The organism is Marinoscillum sp. 108 (assembly GCF_902506655.1).
Lineage (GTDB): Bacteria > Bacteroidota > Bacteroidia > Cytophagales > Cyclobacteriaceae > Marinoscillum > Marinoscillum luteum.
The window spans coordinates 1-2,435 of sequence record NZ_LR734813.1; the positions used below are offsets into that span (position 1 = coordinate 1).

Here is a 2,435-nt window from a genome sequence, read left to right on the forward strand (position 1 = left end):
CAGGATGATAAAACTCAGGGCCAGGGCGCCACTAACATCCCTAACTACCTTTTCAATGGAGATTATGATAAGGATGGAATCGCTGATGCCCTCGATACCGACTCTGACAATGACGGGGTACCCGACTCTGAAGAGGATGGTGGTCAATCCATTGACCCCAGCGGCGACGAGGATGGTGATGGAATCCCCAACTTCAGGGATACCGATGATGCCACCGTCATCGCCGGACTCACCAGTACCGCCGATGTAAACGGAGATGGGGTCTATGATGTCTATGACCATGACCTGGACGGTGTTCCCGACTTCAGGGATGCAGACTCTGATAATGATGGAATCCCTGACCTGGTAGAGGCCGGGGGCACTGATGCCGATGGAGATGGAAGAATCGATGGACTGGACGATGATGATGGGGATGGAATCCCCAACAGTGTGGATGCTGACTTCACCGGGGGAGCTGACGTGGATGATGATGGCATTGACGATGCCTTTGACTTCAGTGTATCCGGTGGTACAGACACCGATGGAGACGATATCATTGACAGTGCTGACACGGACATAGATGGTGACGGGCTGCCAAATGCCTATGATGCCGACAATGGGGGGACTGCACTTATTCCCGGCGATACCGACGGGGACGGAATCAATGACCTCTTTGACCTGGATACTGACAATGATGGCATTCCTGATCTGGTGGAAGCCGGCGGCACTGATGCCGATGGGGATGGAAAAGTGGATGACGCTACAGACTCAGACAATGACGGACTGGCTGACATCATTGACTCGGACAACGGAGGCTCAGCACTCCCTATTCCGGATACTGATTACGACGGAATCCCTGACTTCAAAGACCTGGACAGTGACAATGATGGCATCACAGATGCCATCGAAAATGGAGGGGCCGACACCAACAGTGACGGACTCATAGACGGATATGCCAACGACACGGATGGAGATGGACTGGCCGATGCGGTAGATCCTGATAATGGTGGCTCACCCATTGCGAATGTGGACACTGATGGCGATGGAATAGACGACTACAGGGACCTGGACTCTGACAATGACGGAATTCCTGACCTGGTAGAAGCCGGAGGGGTAGACACTGACTTTGATGGACGGGTAGATGATCTGCTGGATGTGGACCTTGATGGCATCCCCTATGATGTGGATGTGGACCAGACAGGCGGTACTGACGCGGATGGAGATGGCATTGATGATGCGTTCGATGCTTCCATTACCGGAGGCAATGACAATGACAATGATGGTATCGACGACCGGTTTGACATGGACAAGGATGGAAACGGGTACAGTGATGCCATTGAAGCGAATCCTCTGGACTTCCTGGATACCGATGGGGATGGCAATAAAAACTTCAGGGACATTGACTCTGACAATGATGGCATTGTAGACATCATTGAATTTGGAGGGACTGCCGATCCTGCTACGGGCACCATCAGTGGATTCACAGACTCGGACGGTGATGGCTTCAATGATGCCCAGGATGGATACATCGGAACGGTGGTTAATGGCTCCGTAACGCCCATCACCCCACTCAACACCGACTCAGGGTCTGAACCTGCCTCTGCTGTCAAACCCGATTATCTGGACATTGACAGTGACAATGACGGAATTGTGGACCTGATAGAAGCACAATCAAAAGCTACTTTCATAGCACTCTCTGGGGTAGATGCCAACAACAACGGACTGGATGATGCTTTTGATCCTAATATGGGGGCCACAATGCTCACTCCTGTGGCCACAGATGGTGGAAATGCAGACTACCTCGACACGGACTCTGATGCCGATGGGGTACTCGACAGGATGGAAGGCAGTAATGCGGACAAAAACCTCTACGCCGACTGGGATGCAGACAATGATGGAAACTTTGATGATGCCGGTTACAACACAGACGTGGATGAAGACGGGTTGCTGGACATCTACGACAATGTATCCAGTACCGGTAACAATAACATCACAGGATCCAATGCTGCGGTGCAGGACACTGACCTGGACGGAATCTGGGATTTTCAGGATGTGGACGATGACAATGATGGAACCCCTACTGTTTCTGAAAGCACTTCTGCCCTGGCAGATCCCAATGGCATCATCCCTGACTACCTATATGGTGATCAGGATGCAGACAATGACGGGGTGGATAATGATGCGGACCTGGATGCGGACAATGACGGGGTGGCCAATGCCAGTGAAGATGGAGGCACGGGTATCGACCCGGGGGCTGATACAGATGCCGACGGTCTCTACAACTATCAGGATTTTGACATAGATGGTGATGCCATTGCCAACACTGCTGATACCAACACCAGTGGAATCAACACCACAGGCTTTACCGACATCAATGGTGATGGAGTCATCGACCAGTTTGATAAGGATCTGGATGGTATTCCTGACTTCAAAGACCTGGACAGTGACAATGATGG

Annotated in this window: 1 pseudogene; it reads left to right on the forward strand. The window is 51.7% G+C overall.

The annotated features are described in order from the left end of the window. A pseudogene (locus GV030_RS16540) lies at positions 1-2,435 on the forward strand (hypothetical protein); the annotation flags it as partial.